Below are 16,265 nucleotides of genomic sequence, written 5' to 3'. Positions count from 1 at the left end.
ATTCTTATGTGATACTATAGGGAAGCTTCTCACCACAAGTAAGCGCTGACCTTTTTCCCCATCACCTGCCAGGAAAAACTCCGTCTGGCAATTTTCCCGGCAAATCCGTAACAGACATGTAAGGGCAAAAGATGCTCCTCTCTTGGATGGCAGAAACGTGCAGCGGGAGCTTTCTCCCAGTGCAGAAGCCTCTGCTCCCGTTCCTCTTCAGTAAAATTTGCGTCTGTGCAGGTATCCATCAACCATTGTTCAAAGGATTCATTCATTGACTCTATAGCCGAGGTGGACGGGGTAAAGAAGGCCTTCATATTGTGAAATGAAAAACCGGAGCCAAGGACAAGGATATTTTTATCCTTTAATCCACCAAGGCTCCTGCCAAGGGCGATATGTTCGGCAGGCTGTAGACCCTTTATGAGCGAAACTTGAACACATGGGATATCTGCCTCAGGGTACATGATTTTCAGAGGAACAAAGAGACCATGGTCAAAACCTCGGTTTTCCGTCAGATCTGCCTCAATGCCATCCTTTTGCAGAAGTTCAACTATTTTACCTGCCAGCACTGAATCACCAGGAGCAGGATATTCAATGGTATACGCCTCTGGCGGAAAGCCACCATAGTCGAAGAGAAGGGGAGGATTTGCACCACCAAGAATTGTTACTTTGTCAGCTTCCCAATGAGCACTGACCACAATGATTGCCGCCGGTCTTTGGAGAATGGTCGCTACAGTCTTAAGGCCATCAACCATCTCCCGGTGGGAGACGTCTCCCAGCAGAGGAAGAGGGCCGCCACCATGGGAGATGTAAAGAGCAGAGGGTAGAGATGTTTGAGAATTACTGTTCATGCTCTGCTCCCTGTTTCATTCAATAATCACATCGTTTCCGCCAACAAGAGTAAGAACCCTCTCCACCCTGAATCGAACGAGAAACTTCTCTCCCTGCTGTTTGTCATTTTCTGGGCTGGAGTGCCGTCTGCTGAGTGAGCTTATCAGTTCCTGATCGCTGCTTTCATCAATTTTGCTGAGAAAGAGACGTACACCACTGTATCCCTGTCCATCTTCAAGAAAGAGATAACTGGCATGATTGTTTTCCTGAAGATTTTTGTGGGTAAGTCGATCCCGCATAATAAATGCGAGTTCATCTTTGCCCTGAACATGTGGCCTTGAGTAGATTGCTGTATCTACCACTCCGTTTTTATCACTGGTGGCCATAACTCCGATTCCCTTTATTTCTGAAAAATAGGTTTCTAAATTCATTTTATACGTTTTCCTTCTCTGTAATGTTATTTTCAATAGAGTACTCACAGGCAGAACGAACAATTTCCAAGGCTGAGATGGTGGCTGCTATCACAGCATCCATGACCACCCCTCTTCCTGTCCAGTTATTGCCAAAGCGAATATTCTGACTTTCCAGTTCCTGATTGACTAATACCAGTGTACCTTTGGGATCAGCATCTATCCTCTCTTCGTAGTAGCGAAGAATGCTGGAAAAGGTCTCATCGTATTTTTTATCAATTAAAGACATGTGCTTACTCCAGACCTTTTACCACTATGCCTTTTTCCTGAAGATCCCTGCAGACTGCTTCAATCTGTGATCGGTTGCAATCTGTTATCCGGTATACATCGCTTACGCCGTCAATGAAGGAAAAAACAATCCTGCCACTGTTATCAAGCGCAATGGAGCGGATGTAGTTTGCATTCAACCAGGGTTCGAGACTTTCTGTGAAGTGATTCAGGCTGCATTCATTCATGATCTTCTCCATTATGGTTGAGATGAAACTCTTTCCATATCTGAAAAGAGTTTCATCCTGATAGTCTTCTTTACCAGCGTTCAGTGCCTACAAATGTACTGACATCCATACAGCCGGCTCTTTCTTCTGGCGAAAGTTCTTCTTTGTGTTTGATGTTTCCCTTGAGAGCATCCGCGGCACAGGCATATTCCCTGCCGTCCTTATCTCGTACCCAAACCATATTTCCAAATCCACTCTGTGTATTATTATTCATAACAGTCTCCATTTTATTTATTGTTTGTATTGTTGCTTGTTCCATAAGGTGTATTTAACCTTGTCTTTACTGTAAGCTGTGATACTTTGGATGGCAATACGGGTTAAAGGATAGAAAAATAATAGGTAAAGCTATCAATATGAGGAGCCAATGAACGATCACATGTATGAGATCATTGTTGATTCGCTGTCAGCACATGTAGCGGTGCTTGATGATAAAGGGGTTATAGTCAAGACCAACCGGGCATGGCAGGAGTATGGAGAAGAAAATGGACTGGAGGGGAAAACAGATTCCCTTGGAGTCAACTACCTGAATATCTGTGAAGCTGCAACTGCCTGTGGAGACCCGGAAGGGGAATTGGTCGTTGTGGGCATTCAGAAGGTGCTGGCTGGTGAGCTCCTGGAGTTTGTGATTCAATATCCCTGTCATTCACCAAGCCGGCGTCGCTGGTTCAACCTTCGGGTACTCCCCTATCTTTCAGAGGCAGAGCATTGGGTTATGCTGGTACATGAAGATGTCACTCCTCTTTTTCTTGCCCAGGAAGAGCTGCAGCAGAAGGAGGAGGAGCTGCGACTGAAGAGTGAAAAGCTGGAGGAGGTGAATGTGGCCCTCAAGGTACTGCTTGAGCACCGGGAGCGAGGACTGGCAGATCTGGAGCAGCGAATGACTGCCAACATCCATGAGCTGGTACTTCCTTACGCAGAAAAACTGAAGAACTCCCTCAAAAACCCGAGGGAACGAACCCTGATCGATATTGTGGAGAATAATCTCAATGACATTATTTCCCCTTTTCTCAATCGGCTTTCCTCACTCAACCTTCTTCTGACACCTCAGGAGGTCGAGGTGGCTGCACTGATTCGGACTGGAAAAAGCAGTCAGGAAATTGGAGATGTATTAGGGGTATCAGTGAGTACCATCAGTTTTCATCGAAAAAATCTGCGTCGCAAGCTGGGATTACAGGATCGGACAATGAATCTGCGAACCTATCTGCTTTCTTTGCAATAACTTGGTTGCAGGCAGGAAGGTGCGATTTTTTTTATCCCAATAAATGGGAGTGCTGTTTAAAAATGCACTTGAGAGAGGATAGACTGGATTGCCCTGTCGCTCCCGGCAGTTGTCATGTGACCGTCATCCCAGAAAAAGAAGGTGTCTTCGTCTTTAAACCGACAGACCAGTCCTTCACAAAAGGCTTGGCTTGGATCAGCAAAACTGCCTGGCCCCGCAATTTTCTGTAATTGAGAGTTAATGGCATTGATGTCTATGGAGAGCAGGCTCTTGGAAGCAGGCATTCTGACAACTATGGAGTTATTGTTAATATCCTGAACACTTCTGTCAAAGCGCGGACTCTGACCTATGAGAAGAACCTTGAGCCCTTTTTTTTGAAGGTACTGGATTGTGCTATCAAGCTCTTCATAGCGGAGTCCGCTTTTGAGTGCAAGATCCCATCCTGCTGCCAGAACAACTGTGGAAATATCATACTCTGTAAGAATCTGATCAATCTGTGCAGAGAATTGTTTGCACTGTTTTCGAAAGGGTGGGTCGTAGGAAAATACTGGAGCACAGCCGGAGAGGCTGTACAGCAGCACGTTTGAGTCAATGCTATCTGTGTTTTTCAATATGCCTGGTACATAATGGGCAGCAAAAGAATCACCCCATAAGAGGGTGTTGGACTGCTTATCCGTCTGTAAAAAGCACGATTCTCCCTTCCATGCAGAGTGGCGCTGCTTTTCCCCGAGAAAACAGGTTCCAATTTTGTATTGACGGAGATTGTAAGTAAATGAAACGAGGCGGTTGTCGAATCTTCCGGGAAAGCCATCATTTTTGTGGATAATGTATCCGGTGATTACACTTACTGCCATAATCAGTGTTGCTGCAGCAAAGAGATTCCTGCGATGTGGTAGTGCGGTTCTTTTACGAAATGGACGTTCAACAAAATGCCATGAAAAGATGGCCATTAGAAATGACAGGGCCAGGATAGCCAGTGTATGGTAAATGGTAAAACCTTCAAAAAACACATGCTTGGCAAAGACAATTATGGGCCAGTGCCAGAGATAGAGTGAGTAGGAAATGAGTCCGATAAAGACAATGGGCCGAAGTCCGAGGAAGCGACCAACAAGAGATGTCCCGTCCTTACCGGAGTAGATAAGTAATGTCGCTCCAAGACAGGGAATGAGGGCGTTGATTCCAGGAAAAGGAGTGTTGTTGGTGAATTGAAAGACGGACCACAGGATACACAGCAGGCCAACAATCGAGGTGATATCACGTTGCCACTGGCTGCGAAGTACAGGGAAGAAGCCAAGAGCAAGCAATGAGCCGAGGAGTAATTCCCAGGCTCGTGTTGGGAAAAGATAAAATGTTGCCGTGGGATATGGGCCAACTGCCCAGATATTCAGGATAAGAGAGAGAAGAGCGGCAGGTAAAAGAAAAATTTTCCAGCGACCCTGGAAATATTTATGAGCCACCAGCAGGACGACAGGAAAGATGACATAAAACTGTTCTTCGACGGAGAGAGACCAGGTGTGAAGAAGTGGTTTTGTCTCGGAGGCTGCCCCAAAATAACCTGCTTCCTTGGCGAAAAGAATATTCGCCACAAAGAGCGTTGCAGCAACAACACTTTGTCCATAATCCCGAAAAGCCATGGGGAAGAGGATGATTGACGAAATAAGGGAACAGATGCAAATAACGAAAAAGAGTGCCGGAAAGATACGCCTGACCCGTCGCTCATAAAAGTCAAGTATGGTAAATCGTCCCTGACGGATCTCTTCATTGATAAGCAGAGTGATCAGATAGCCGGAAATAACAAAGAAAATATCAACACCGACAAATCCACCGCTAAATGGTCCCACCTTTGCGTGATAGAGGACAACAGGAATGATGGCAAGGGCACGAAGGCCGTCTATGTCGGCTCTATATTTCATCTTGCAACGATGTACAGTGTGAGTAGGGTTGTCATGAAGTAGCGGTCTTGAAAACAGAAGCAGGGGAATGAATTCGCTTGTTCTGATTTCAACTGCCTGCTATTTACACGGATACGGGTGACTTATCAATATTTCTCTGCAGTTCCGGGGGAAGTTCATTTTTTGGGAGAAATAAAGTGGAGTATACAATTAAAGCAATTGGGCTGGTCCACTCCTGCTACAGGGAGAAATTTGGTATCCCGAGACAGCCCGGCCTGGTGAAAAGTGGTACGGGTGCTATCGAACTGTTAGCCCCCTGCGATCGTGAGGAAATGTTTACCGAACTCGATACATTTTCCCATATCTGGCTGCAGTTTATGTTTCATGAAGCCATCGCTGATGGCTGGCGTCCCACGGTGCGGCCTCCGTGGCTTGGAGGACAGAAACGAGTGGGTCTTTTTGCAAGCAGGACTCCGCACCGGCCTAATTTCCTGGGGCTTTCTGTTGTTCGTTATCATGGACTGCGCAAAGAGAAAGGCGGGCTCTTTCTCGATATCAGTGAACTGGACCTGTTGCACGGGACACCGATTGTTGATATCAAACCCTATGTTCCCTACAGTGATGCGCTTGAAGACGCAACCAGTGGTTTTGTTCAGTTTGCGAAACAAAAGATGGCTGTGCAGTTCAGCTCTGAAGCGGAAGCCAGTTGTAAGCGCTATCAGCAGGAGAAAAACAGGAATTTGAAAAGCTTGATCACTGAGGTTCTGGAACAGGATCCACGACCGGCGAGCCAACGGGGGCTCCAGAGGGAATATGGAATGCTTCTCTGGGATGTTAACGTGCGCTGGATGGCGGAGGAAAAAGGATTTACTGTGTTTTTAGTGATTCCTATTGAGTAATCCAGCAGGCTGTCCAGTTCACTTTGGTTATAATCGAGAGGATGTCTTCAGGGGCATCTTTGTTGCTTTCTCTTTCTTTTGTGCAATCTTGCAATATTACAGAGATTATATTGGCAAGCGAAATCCTTTTTGCTACACTGAAAACAGATATCACAACGTAAGGGTTTCCAATGGGATCCTCAATCCTCAATCCTCAATCTGGATTTTATGAATATCCGCACCAAGGCTATCATCTTAGTTCTTTTCCTCATTACCTGTATGACAGGGGCCTATCTGAGTATCAGTATCAAGCACCAGCATCAGGATTTAGAAAACAAGATTCTGACCAAGAAAAAAAGCGCCTTGTTTCTTGCTGAAATGCTTCAGGAACAGGCATTTTCCAACTACCGGACTCGCATTGTCAGTCTGGCCACGACCAAACAGAGAGTTATTGAGGCCTTTGCCAAACGGGACAGAGTATCCCTGCAACAGTCTGTAGCCGGTTTTTACAATGTTCTCAAAAAAGAAAACCCACATTTCCGCAACATGCAATTCAACCTGCCGGATGGCACGGCCTTTTTACGGATGCACTTTTCTGAATTCCACGGAGATGATTTAAGCAACGTCCGCCCTATCCTCAACCATGTTCATAGGGTCCAAGAACAAACGAGTGGTTATGAAATTGGTCGTTCAGGCCTCTTTTACCGAGTTGTGCATCCCATGTTTTACCAAGGGAAATACATTGGCAGCATAGGTTTTGGTATTAAGTTTGAGCAACTCCTTGAACTCCTGCAAAAACAAATCAGCCCCCATCTTGCCCTCGTTACCAGCACCAGTAACTGGCAAAAGGTGACCCACTTTGACTCTCCGGTCATTCAACATGGCCCAAATGTTATCATATCCCACAACGGTGAACTTTTTTCCGCTCTCCCCCCCCTCTCCAATACAGGTACAGAGGATGAAAGAATCCGCTTCAACGAAAGAGATTTCCTCGTCTTTTCTAATATTACGCTCAATACCTACAAAACTGAGCCCTTGGCTAAGATTTTTGTGGCCCTTGATATCACTGATGATTTAAAAAGTCTCAACCGTTTCATTACCCAAATCGTACTCCTCACCTTGAGCCTGCTTACCCTCACCGCCCTTATTCTTCATTTTAGCTTTGATAAACTTCTAAACACCATTATCAACCTGAACAGCTCCCTTGCTCAAGCCAACGAAGAACTGGAAGAACGGGTGCTTGAACGTACCGCAGAACTTGCCGAAAGCAATTTGGCTCTGAAAAAAGAGATGGAGGAACGACAACGTATTGAGAGTGATTTACGGCAGATGGAGAAGATGCAGGCAATCGGTACTCTGGCCAGCGGGATTGCCCATGATTTCAACAATATTCTCACCGCCATCCTGGGTTACACTCAGCTGACAATGCAGAAATTGCCGCCTGACCGAGATGACCTTAGTCTCCACCTGGGAAAGGTGGAAAAAGCAGGGATGCGGGCCAAAGACCTGGTAGCCCAGATCCTCGCCTTCAGTCGTCAGGTTGAGCACAAGAGTAAGGTTATCAGGCTCCATCCTGTTATCCTTGAGGCCCTCAAATTACTGCGGGCTACCATTCCCGCAAACATCAATATAGTCCAAAATATTGACACAGAGTGTTGTCCAACCCTGGCCGACCCCTCACAGATCCATCAAGTAATGATGAATCTCTGTATCAATGCCTATCATGCCATGCTGGACGATGGTGGTCAGCTCATAGTAAGCCTCAGCCAGACTGAGATGACTGAAGAAAACTGTTTGCTTAACGCTGTCCCTGGTTCCTATCTCAAACTCGAAGTGAGTGACACGGGATGCGGTATGGAGAATAAGATCTTGGAGAGAATTTTTGAACCCTACTTCACCACCAAAGATACAGGAAACGGTACAGGGCTTGGCCTGGCAGTAGTTCATGGCATCGTCACCAATGCAAATGGTCATATTATGGCCCAGAGCACATTTGGTCAAGGAACCACTTTTACCCTACTCTTTCCCTGTTACCTTGAGGACGATATTGATAAAGAACAGGTAACAAACGACAGGGTAGCCATGGGTAAAGGTGAACATCTCCTAGTCGTAGAAGATGAAAAAGAGGTCATGCTCTACTGGGAGATTCTCCTGGAAGAAATGGGCTATCAGGTCACGATCATGGAGGACAGTACCGCTGCCTACCAGTGGCTGACTGAACATGTAACCGATATTGATGCGGTCATCACTGATATGTCCATGCCAAAGATGACCGGACTGGAATTGAGTAAGAAAATTAAAGAAATTGCCCCTTCTATGCCCATTGCGCTCTGTAGCGGTTTCAGTAATTCCGAACTGCAGAAAAAGGTTGCAGCGTACGGCATCGAGTCTTTTATCAAAAAGCCGCTGAACAAGATCCACCTCTCCCACACCCTCCGTAGCCTTCTTTCCTGAAAGAATCAAAGATCGGGAGATACCGAACAGCAAGCTGACAATGATTGATATGGAAGGCGACATGCTTCTAAGGTCCGCAGGTTAAGGAGTAGCTAAAGAAAGCTACACCGATTCCTGGCGGGCAAGAACTGTATTGATCACACTGGAGAGTTCGTCAAGGCAAAAAGGTTTGGACACAGCGCCGCAGAATCCGTACTCAGCATAATGGGCCATTACTGGATCGTTGGAATATCCGCTGGAAACAATCACCCTGGCCTGGCGATCACGCTGCAGAATTTCCTGAACAGTTTCCTTGCCACCTTTCCCACCAGGGATGGTCAGGTCCATGATAATCAGATCAATAGGGGTGGCGCTCTGCAGGTTTTCTTCGTAGAGATGGATGCAGGTGTCTCCATCCCGGCTGATAAGTACCTCATGCCCCACAGCCTGAAGCATGGTGGCAAGGACATCCAGAACCATCTGTTCATCATCCATGATCAGGATACGTGCCTTTTTCCCAGGAACCTGTGAATCGGTTCCTGCAGTCACAGGGGTTGCTTCCGTAACTTCGGAAGCCGGGAGGTAGACAGAGAATACGGCTCCACCACCGGGCGCAGAATGTACCCCAATCCTGCCGTGATGCTTGTTGATAATGGAAAGGGTGATGGCCAGACCAAGTCCACTGCCTTGTGGTTTATTGGAAAAATAGGGATCAAATATTTTTTCCATCAGTTCTACCGGAATCCCTCCTCCACTATCAGCGATATCTATTCTGACAAAACGTTGATCTGCTGAATCCTCCACAAATTCATCTGTCCCGGGCTCAATGTTCGTACAGCTGATGCTCAGCTGGCCTCCACCAGGCATTGCCTGCACAGCGTTGAGTACGATGTTCTGAATAACCTGGCTGATCTGTCCCTTATCAGCAGTAACATACCAAAGGTCATCAGGGATTGCATAGGAGCAGGCAATGGAGCTTCCGTGGAGGATAAAATTGGCTGAATCCATGATAACCTGTCCAAGATCTGTGGCTTCCTTGACCGGATCTCCACCTTTAGCAAAGGTGAGCAGTTGCTGGGTGAGTGTCTGGGCACGGACAGAGGCCTTTTCCGCGGCCTTGAGCAGCGCTCTGGTACGGGGAGTAAGTTCCTGGTCCATAAGTGACAGGTTAATGTTTCCCAGGATTGCCGTAAGAATGTTATTGAAATCATGGGCAATCCCTCCGGCGAGGACCCCGGTGGATTCGATCTTCTTTACCTTGAGGAGCTCCTGTTCCGTGCGAACCAGGGTGGTGACATCTTCAACCAGAGAAAGGACACCGATATTCTCTCCTGAAGCATCAACCAAAGGGGTATTGTACCAGTCACAGAGAATAGTATCTCCTTTGCTGGTGATGTTTTCGTTCCGGCTTCTGCTTCCATCTTCTTTTTGGGTTATCAGCTGCTGCCAGACGGTCTCCACATGCGCCTGGGCTTGTGGAGGAACAATAAAAGCCACCTGCCTGCCCATGGCCTCGGCTGCAGGATAGCCAAATATCCGTTCTGCAGCCTGGTTCCATCTGGTCACCTGAAAATCCATCCCCCAGAGAATGATGCCCATTGGAGATTCCTCAATGATCAGCGACAAGTTCTCTTCACTTGCTCTCAGTGCTGCTTCTACCTCACGTCGCCCAAAATTCTCCTTTTCCAGGGCCAGGGTTCTCTCTCTAACCAACTCTTCAAGGTGGTCACGATACTGCTCAATATCAGTAAAACTCTCTTTCAGACGCCCGGCCATCTGGTTAAAGATATGACCTAATTCACCGATTTCATCACGGCTGCTGATGACCACCGAGGTGTCCAGATTGCCGGAAACAATCTGCGCGGCGGAGTGTTTCAGTTTTTCGATAGGTCTAGTAATACGGCCTGAGAGAAAAATCGTGGCAAAAATGCCCAGCCCTACGGCCAGAAGAGAAATGCACAGGGACACCAAACGCAGGATAGCAACCTGTTTTCCTGCAATGGCCGTTTCACGGGCTATATACTGAGCCAATTTTTCAGTAAAACGGCTAAGGGCCTGCTCCATGCGCAAAGCAGCCTGCTGCAGTTCCTCTTTTTCCTTGATAAAATTGCTGAATATTTCCTGATAGACGTCAGCCACTGTGGCAATGCGAAAGGCCCTGAGCTTCAACTCGTTATCACTGAAGTTTTCTCGAGCAACTTCTGCTTTTTCTCGAAGCTTTCTCACTGTTTCCACAACCTCTGTTGCAGCCTCACTGCTGCCGGACAGAAGATAATTCTTTTCTGCGATCAGGATCTCTCCCATCAGATGCTGAAGGACAGCCATATCTGCTTCGGCCCGGCTGAGTTCACTGCCGTTGCTGATCAACCGTTTTGATTCCTGGAGCATCCTGCTTTTCATGGTCCGCATGTCCACATCATGGGTAATAAATGCGGAAAAACTCTCTTCATAGTCCTTGAGGGCTTCAAGGAGATTTTTAACCGTCTCCTGCTGTACCGCCTCCAGGGGCTGGGTCAGGACATCGTGAATCGGTTTTCGAATCCTGGCCAGGATCTGAAAGACAGCGCGGGAATGAAGCAGGTCTTCAGTGTTGGCAAAGGCCTGTTCTTCCCGCACCAACTTATTGAACCGATCTTCCAGGGTACTGTTCAACTGATAGAGCATGGTTTGCCGACTCAGGGCACTGTCCATCCCCCACCAGCTGATGAGACCGGCGAGGACCATAAGCAACAGGACAGAAGAAAAACCAATACCGAGTTTTAGGCGAAAGGACATGATGGGAATGGGAACCTATCTGGAAATAGTTGACTGTTTTTCTTGATTAAGGAACAGTGGCGCGACATCACTTTGCAGGTTCTTGAGAATTGGCCGCACCTGACCTGGGAACTCAATAAGTTCGTTGAAGCTGTCCATTCCTCTTTCCGCCACAGACGGTGGAGTTGCCAGATCATAGTTAAAGGCCCAGAAGCGGGTAGAGGCAATCTCATCGAGAAGACGCTGTTTAAATGGTGAATAAAAACCTCTGGGTACCTCAATGTTTGGGGCAAGGGCCCCGGAGCCTTTGCTCATCTTTTCCTGGGAATCGGTTTCGGCGAAATAGGCCAGAACACTTTTGGCAAACTCATGATTGACCGAATGGCGAGTGAGGACAATTCCGTCGATGGGACCAACTGCAGCTTTTTCCACTGCGGGATCAACCGTGGGAAAGGCAAAAAAGTCAAAATCCTTGCCGGCCTCAAGCCCACAGTCTCCTTCTGTAAATAACTGGATGGCCCAGGTGCCCATGAGCGTCATGGCTGCCTGTTCATTGCAGACCATCTGTACAGCATCGTTCCAGTCAGCACTATTGGCATCGCTGTTCATAAATCCGTCAGCAATCAACTCGCCCCAGAGCGTATAGGCCCGTTCCACCAGCGGATCAGTATAGGATGCTTCTCCGCGCATCAGCCTGGTCCTGTACGCCGTTCCAGCTGTTCTCAGCAGCAGATAGTCAAACCAGAACTGTGCCGGCCAGCGTTCTCTTGCTCCCAGGGCAACGGGAACAACATCCTTCTCCTTAAGATGCAGACAGAGGGTATGGAACTCTTCCCAGGTTGTTGGGACAGACAGATTTTCCCTTTCAAAAACCGTTTTATTATAAAAAAAGACCACAAGATGCTGGGTGATGGGAAGCAGGTATTTTTTTCCCTCATAGGTGACTGCCGCCTCGATGATCGGAGCAGGAAAACGGTTACTCAGTTTGAATGCCTCCCACATGTCATCAATGGGCTGGAGCTTCTCTTGACGGACCAGTTCGGCGGTCCTGGAGCCTGCCCAGTAGGTAAAGAGTTCAGGTGGATTCCCTTTTTCCAGGGTGGACAGGATCATACTTTTGAAAGCCTCATGATCAAGGCCATTGGCAATGACCTGGTTACCAGGCTCACGGCTGTTCACGGTTTCGAGCATCTCTGTAAGCCCGCCACTCAATGCTCCGGAAAAATAATGATACAAGGTTATGGGCATGGAAACAGGCTGCACAGCGGAGGGCAGAGAGGGCTGCTTACCGTTCTGCAGTAGGAGGAACGCACCGAGTACCAACAGGCATCCGGCGGCTAGTATGATTTTTTTTCCCATTTCCCTTTGTCCCCCATGTACGGAAATTAGTCTATATACTTTACAGAACGCTGTGATTATCGTCCCACCTTATTCTAGCAAACAACCGGGAAAGAGTGAGAGTGTTTTCTAAAGAATGAATGATATGAGTTCGTTTGTAAAGAGCCAAGGGGAAAAATCGCTTCCAGCTACTTGCATTAGTAATCACAAATAAGTGGAAATCAGCACTGGGAGTTTAGGTATTTCGAGACAGTCCGGTATGGTAAAAAGTGGTACCGGTTATTGATATCAAACCCTACGCCGCTTACACTGTTATTGAATTCTTAGGGTAGGATCTGCGAACGGCGAACCAAAGGGGATGGAAAAGAGTGAAATTAGTTATTGCCCATTAAATCATCCAGCAGGTTGTCCAGTTCCTCTTGTTCGAAATCAAGAGGATTATCAATGGCAGTATCTTTGCTGCTTTCTCCCTCCTCAAGCATATCTTCCTGCATGTTATTCTGGTGTTCGTCAGGATTGTCACCAGGACATGGTGTTTCAGTTGTAATGTGCCAATCGGCAATGGTATCGATCACAATTGCCTTAGCAATGGGTTTTTGGTCAATACTCAGGCTGTGGCAGAGTTCAGTGGCAAATAATCTGAATGCCTCTTCTACAGTTACCTTCAGGCTGTAGATTTTGTCATTTTTTACAATCAGACGGTTGGGAAAAGTACCGTCTGACTTGAAAGTATTCAGCAGATTGCTGACAATGGTCTCATCGATATTGGTACGAACCTTATCGAGAATATCATTGAAGGCATTTATATAATTCTCTATGACCAGCCGAGAATCATCCCTGAGATCCAGGCCAACTGCTAATGTTTCCAGCTTGGCCATAAAAAAATTAATGAGATCCCTGCGGATAATCTGACCATGCTGGGACGCTATTATTTCCAGATCATCGGTCTGTTGTCTGAAATCATGAACTGCCTTTTTTAGTGCGAGGTTTGTGGGCATGTAGATTTCATGGAATGTTTTCATTCCATCCCAATATTCTTTTGTAGCGTAGAGATTGGTCGAGGTGGTTAATCCGCCGAAAAGATCTCCGCTGAAGAGGACTTTTTGTTCTTCATCGTATAGAGCACACGCCCCACGAAAATGGGCATATGGAGTAGGTATAAGGCGTAATTGGTGCCCGGTTTTCACCCTGATTTTTCCGGTTTTAAAATTCTCAGTGGCGATAAATTGTTTTTCTTTAAGGCCGTAAAAACGGACCAGGCGCCAGGTGTCTTCTGAGGTAACAATCTGGAGCTTTGGAAAGTGACGTTGAAAGTGGACCGTATTGATACAGACATCAGGATCCTGATGATTGAGATAAACCAGATCGAGACTGTAATCCTTCCCGAGAACATGCTCAATCTTACTGGCTATGGCATGAAAATCAGGGCTTGGTCCCGGATCTATCAGAAGATTAAATTGTTTTCCATTTCCCCTGAAAACTCTCAGGTAAGCATTGCTTTCAAATCCTTTATCGTTTCTGTTGCCAACCCAGTAAATGTCTTGTGCGATCTCTACGGGGCCGGAAATGTCAGGCTGAGGCTGTGTCATGAAGAGTTGTTCCAGTTTTAGGGTGTGTGTGAAGGGGGCGTTTTCATGGGAATGAGAATTACAATTATTGGCTACGGTTGTCAACACCTTTTCTTTATTTTTACTGAAGAATAAGTGTGTAATACAGACTGGTTAGGCTGTCTGGATGTATGTGTCGGTTAGTTCTTTCTGATTGTTTCCAGGTTCATATGTGACAAAGTGGTAATTCCTTCTTTGGTCACAGAATTGGATGAACTACCCGATTTATTGGTTGATCCCGTAAGCATCCATATAGATCCAGAGTACTGCGCCAAGTTCCACTTCCTTGTCTTCTCCCTGTGGATTCTTGAGGGTGTAATCGGCACTGCTCAGTGCGGCAAAACCCCACCATCCCGGAAGGGGGCAGGTGAAGGTGAAAATTCCAGCAGTATCCGCCTTTATAAGCTGGGTGATATGGAGGTCGCTGGGGGCGCGGTACTTCCCTTCCTGATTGTATAATTCCACTTCTACTTCTGCGTTGGGAAGCGGTTTGCCGTTCAGGAGTACCTGTCCTGTGAAGCTGTTTCCGGCATAGTTGCCAAAAGGACGAAGGCGGGGGACGATCTCTGTAGCCAGTCCCACTGGTTGATCCCAGCCATCCTCTGCACCAAATGCTGGAATAATAACTTTTGTATAGTGGATAATGGAAAGGTCTTCGGTGGGTTCCCAGTAGGGGATGGGTTCCATGACGAAATGGTAGACGCCTGGTCGCTTTACCTGATAATCCGTTTCCCAGCCAAGACGATCCATAATCTTCGTTTCTTTGAGGTCGCCAAGCAGGTCTGATTTCTCACCGTCTTTGATTACATAGAATTGTGCCGGTTTCAGCAGATCCATTCCCGTTCCTTCGAAGGGGTGAGAAAAAGAAAGGGAGAGCTGGATGGTTCTGTTCTGGGGCTCAACCCGCGGTTCCTTTGGTATGATCATTCCGAAATGGGCATTGCTTTGGGTACTGCTGAACAGCAGCAAAAGTACGATAAAAAGAGTTAATTTGGCTGGTTTCATATTGTTTCCTGTGGCCTGAGGTTTTAACACGAAAAATAATTACGTGTGATTTTACAGGGTGAGATTGCGCTTGTCAAGCAATGTCAGAACGGGAGTGTTTTTTTCAGAGAGATGCGTCGTTCGGGGAGGTGAAATTTTCGAGTTTACAGTGGACGCGACCACCAAGGTCATATGATTCTGTTTCGGTATTAAAGATAAGATTGTTGCCGCGAATCTCTATCTTTTCACCAATAACCTGGGTTTTTCCAGGTGAGTTGGCTATCTTTGTCTTATCATTATAGATAAGTAGATCTGTGTATAACTCAAATTTATCCTTGGGTTTTATCACCACAACTTCATCGATCAGGGTGAGAATGGCGGTCTCTTTGTCCAGTACCCCTTTTCGGGCGGCAATAAATGTCTGTTCACCGTTGTTGCCGGTAACAACAGCATCAATTTCTTCCATTTTATATTCATTCTCCGTGTCACCGGAATAGGCCCGTTCTGCTCTAATTTCAAGACTGGTATTACCACTTTTACTCTGGGTAATATGAACATTTTCCATGGTAAATTTATGGGCGTCCAGCTTTCGTTCGTTCAGGGATGGGTCATACCCGCCACGCGGGGTAAGAAAGGAACCAACAGGAATACTCCATAAAGGAAATGTGAGAAAAAATCCAAGGGGAATAACCCAAACGAGATTTCTGCGGGTTAGCATCGGGTAAGATACCCCTGTAGCAACTCATTATACTTGCCCAAGCCTTCAAGGATCAGATTGCAGGCCTCACGTACTGCGCCATGTCCGCCGGACTGCTCCGTCGTATAATGAACCATCTCCTTTACTTCGAGCACACCATTTGCTGGAGCAAGAGACAGGCCCACACGTTTCAGAAGTACCATGTCGAGCCAGTCGTCACCCATGTAGGCAATTTGAAAGGGTTTGAGGCCTGTTTTTTTGACGATTTCCTGGTAGGCAATAAGTTTGTTTGCGGCTCCCTGATAGAGATGGGAAATTTTAAGGTCACTGGCCCGTCGTTCCAGTGCTTCGGAGCTTCTGGCAGTGATAATGCCCACTTCAACACCTGCATCCTGGAGCATGCGCAGGCCGAAACCGTCCTGGGTATTAAAGGATTTGGATTCTTTTCCTTCGTGTGAATAGATGAGGTTGCCATCGGTGAGAACACCATCGACGTCGAGGAGAAGGAGTTTGATATCTTTGGCTTTGGAAAGTGTCACCTGCCAGTTCTCACTTCGATTATTGTGCATAGCTTTTTCTCGTGCGATTTTCCGGTACCCTTCACGGACTTCACAGTCGGAGGGATAGGCACCGGGTCCGGAAGGTGTACAGGAATTAGGATCCATGGCAGGTTTGTT

At 46.9% G+C, this 16,265-nt stretch carries 15 protein-coding genes; 3 read left to right on the top strand and 12 right to left on the bottom strand.

Features of this window, described 5'->3' with window-relative positions; translation table 11 throughout:
- Nucleotides 1–29 precede the first annotated feature (29 nt).
- The 5 genes from UWK_RS04595 to UWK_RS04575 all read right to left on the bottom strand — a co-directional run bounded on the left by UWK_RS04595 (nucleotide 30) and on the right by UWK_RS04575 (nucleotide 2,000).
- Nucleotides 30–842, bottom strand: coding sequence for a DODA-type extradiol aromatic ring-opening family dioxygenase (locus UWK_RS04595; RefSeq protein WP_015403183.1), 813 nt, complete (start codon nucleotides 840–842; stop codon nucleotides 30–32).
- A 15-nt stretch (nucleotides 843–857) separates the two neighbouring features.
- Complete coding sequence (locus UWK_RS04590) at nucleotides 858–1,253, bottom strand: pyridoxamine 5'-phosphate oxidase family protein (protein ID WP_015403182.1); 396 nt, start codon at nucleotides 1,251–1,253, stop codon at nucleotides 858–860.
- Between the two features lies 1 nt (nucleotide 1,254).
- The gene (locus UWK_RS04585; RefSeq protein ID WP_015403181.1) at nucleotides 1,255–1,521 is read right to left on the bottom strand and encodes a hypothetical protein; all 267 of its coding nucleotides are present in this window, start codon (nucleotides 1,519–1,521) and stop codon (nucleotides 1,255–1,257) included.
- Between the two features lie 4 nt (nucleotides 1,522–1,525).
- Nucleotides 1,526–1,747 (bottom strand): hypothetical protein, encoded by a 222-nt coding sequence (locus UWK_RS04580; protein WP_015403180.1) that lies wholly within the window; start codon nucleotides 1,745–1,747, stop codon nucleotides 1,526–1,528.
- Between the two features lie 70 nt (nucleotides 1,748–1,817).
- On the bottom strand, nucleotides 1,818–2,000 hold the full coding sequence (locus tag UWK_RS04575; protein WP_015403179.1) for a hypothetical protein: 183 nt from the start codon (nucleotides 1,998–2,000) through the stop codon (nucleotides 1,818–1,820).
- A 150-nt stretch (nucleotides 2,001–2,150) separates the two neighbouring features.
- Between UWK_RS04575 and UWK_RS04570 the strand changes: the two genes are divergently transcribed.
- On the top strand, nucleotides 2,151–3,005 hold the full coding sequence (locus tag UWK_RS04570) for a PAS and helix-turn-helix domain-containing protein (protein ID WP_015403178.1): 855 nt from the start codon (nucleotides 2,151–2,153) through the stop codon (nucleotides 3,003–3,005).
- A gap of 56 nt (nucleotides 3,006–3,061) precedes the next feature.
- On the opposite strand, the gene UWK_RS04565 is transcribed toward UWK_RS04570, so the two are convergent.
- Nucleotides 3,062–4,918: an acyltransferase family protein gene (locus UWK_RS04565; RefSeq protein WP_015403177.1), complete on the bottom strand. Its 1,857-nt coding sequence runs from the start codon at nucleotides 4,916–4,918 to the stop codon at nucleotides 3,062–3,064.
- Between the two features lie 176 nt (nucleotides 4,919–5,094).
- Here UWK_RS04565 and tsaA point away from each other — a divergent pair, with 176 nt between their 5' ends.
- Nucleotides 5,095–5,796 carry a tRNA (N6-threonylcarbamoyladenosine(37)-N6)-methyltransferase TrmO gene (gene tsaA / locus UWK_RS04560; protein WP_015403176.1) on the top strand — a complete coding sequence of 234 codons (702 nt, stop codon included), beginning with the start codon at nucleotides 5,095–5,097 and terminating at the stop codon, nucleotides 5,794–5,796.
- Nucleotides 5,797–6,003: 207 nt separating this feature from the next.
- Nucleotides 6,004–8,229 carry a response regulator gene (locus UWK_RS18230; protein ID WP_015403175.1) on the top strand — a complete coding sequence of 742 codons (2,226 nt, stop codon included), beginning with the start codon at nucleotides 6,004–6,006 and terminating at the stop codon, nucleotides 8,227–8,229.
- A 102-nt stretch (nucleotides 8,230–8,331) separates the two neighbouring features.
- Here UWK_RS18230 and UWK_RS18225 read toward each other — a convergent pair whose 3' ends face one another.
- The 6 genes from UWK_RS18225 to UWK_RS04520 all read right to left on the bottom strand — a co-directional run bounded on the left by UWK_RS18225 (nucleotide 8,332) and on the right by UWK_RS04520 (nucleotide 16,253).
- A complete protein-coding gene (locus UWK_RS18225) occupies nucleotides 8,332–10,983 on the bottom strand; it encodes a hybrid sensor histidine kinase/response regulator (RefSeq protein ID WP_015403174.1) in 2,652 nt (883 codons plus the stop codon).
- Between the two features lie 15 nt (nucleotides 10,984–10,998).
- On the bottom strand, nucleotides 10,999–12,321 hold the full coding sequence (locus tag UWK_RS04540; protein ID WP_015403173.1) for an ABC transporter substrate-binding protein: 1,323 nt from the start codon (nucleotides 12,319–12,321) through the stop codon (nucleotides 10,999–11,001).
- Nucleotides 12,322–12,674: 353 nt separating this feature from the next.
- Nucleotides 12,675–13,889 carry an oxygen-binding di-iron domain-containing protein gene (locus UWK_RS04535; RefSeq protein ID WP_015403172.1) on the bottom strand — a complete coding sequence of 405 codons (1,215 nt, stop codon included), beginning with the start codon at nucleotides 13,887–13,889 and terminating at the stop codon, nucleotides 12,675–12,677.
- Nucleotides 13,890–14,132: 243 nt separating this feature from the next.
- Entirely contained in the window at nucleotides 14,133–14,912 is a 780-nt protein-coding gene (locus UWK_RS04530) for a DUF4198 domain-containing protein (RefSeq protein WP_015403171.1), read from the bottom strand.
- A gap of 103 nt (nucleotides 14,913–15,015) precedes the next feature.
- A complete protein-coding gene (gene lptC, locus UWK_RS04525) occupies nucleotides 15,016–15,609 on the bottom strand; it encodes an LPS export ABC transporter periplasmic protein LptC (RefSeq protein ID WP_015403170.1) in 594 nt (197 codons plus the stop codon).
- On the bottom strand, nucleotides 15,603–16,253 hold the full coding sequence (locus UWK_RS04520; protein ID WP_015403169.1) for a KdsC family phosphatase: 651 nt from the start codon (nucleotides 16,251–16,253) through the stop codon (nucleotides 15,603–15,605). Before UWK_RS04520 ends, lptC begins: the two co-directional genes overlap by 7 nt.
- Nucleotides 16,254–16,265: the final 12 nt, after the last annotated feature.

The sequence above is a fragment of the Desulfocapsa sulfexigens DSM 10523 genome (assembly GCF_000341395.1).
In the GTDB taxonomy this organism is placed as follows: domain Bacteria; phylum Desulfobacterota; class Desulfobulbia; order Desulfobulbales; family Desulfocapsaceae; genus Desulfocapsa; species Desulfocapsa sulfexigens.
The sequence above is the reverse complement of the archived record's forward strand: the minus strand, read 5'-3'. Positions and strand labels throughout refer to the sequence as shown.